Source organism: Mesorhizobium sp. WSM4884, assembly GCF_029625675.1.
In the GTDB taxonomy this organism is placed as follows: Bacteria; Pseudomonadota; Alphaproteobacteria; order Rhizobiales; family Rhizobiaceae; genus Mesorhizobium.
In genome coordinates this window covers 1-777 of record NZ_JARTVO010000057.1, presented here as the reverse complement: position 1 = coordinate 777, position 777 = coordinate 1, and the positions used below count along the sequence as shown (strand labels likewise).

Genomic DNA, 777 nt, shown 5'->3' with positions numbered 1-777 from the left:
CTAGGTGTGAGCTTTCGAGAGGTTGTCCATTCGGACCGGACCGAGGAGACTGGAGTTACCACGCTTCAGCATCCATCGGAGGGTCCGAATGAACATCCACAAGAATGCCCGTCTCACACCGCTGCGTCGAGAGGAGATGGCGTTATCGGTGATAGAAGGCGCTTTTTCCAAAGCCCATGCGGCGCGCGTCTATGGCGTGTCGGCCAAGATCGTGGCGCGCTGGGTCGAGCGCTATAAGACCAAAGGGCGGGCCGGCATGGTCGACCGCTCGTCGCGGCCCACCGTCATGCCGAGCCTGACCGAACAGTCCGTGGCCGAGCGCATCGCAGCCTTGCGTCGCCAGCGGCTGACCGGCAAGCACATCGCCCATGAGGTCGGCGTCTCGCCCGCCACCGTCAGCCGGGTTCTCAAGCGTGCCGGGCTGTCGCGGCTCAGGGATATCGAGCCGGCCGAACCGGTCCGGCGCTACGAGCGGGAGCATCCCGGCGAGATGATCCATATCGACATCAAGAAGCTCGGCCGCTTCAGCCAAGTCGGCCATCGTATCACCGGCGATCCGCAAAAGGGCAAGTCGCGCGGCGCCGGCTGGGAGTTCGTCCATGTCTGCATCGACGACGCGTCCCGCATCGCCTTCTCGCAAATCCTGCCCGACGAGAAAAAGGAGTGCGCCATCGCCTTCCTCAAGGCCGCGGTCGCCTATTACGCCAGCCTCGGCGTCACGATAGCCCGCGTCATGACCGACAACGGCTCCTGCTACAGATCAAAGGCCTTCGCCAA

Annotated in this window: 1 protein-coding gene; it reads left to right on the top strand. The window is 63.8% G+C overall.

The window, feature by feature from the left end; genetic code table 11:
* Positions 1 to 88: 88 nt before the first annotated feature.
* Positions 89 to 777: IS481 family transposase (locus tag P9236_RS30655; protein WP_278052568.1), on the top strand; the 689-nt coding region annotated here is incomplete at its 3' end.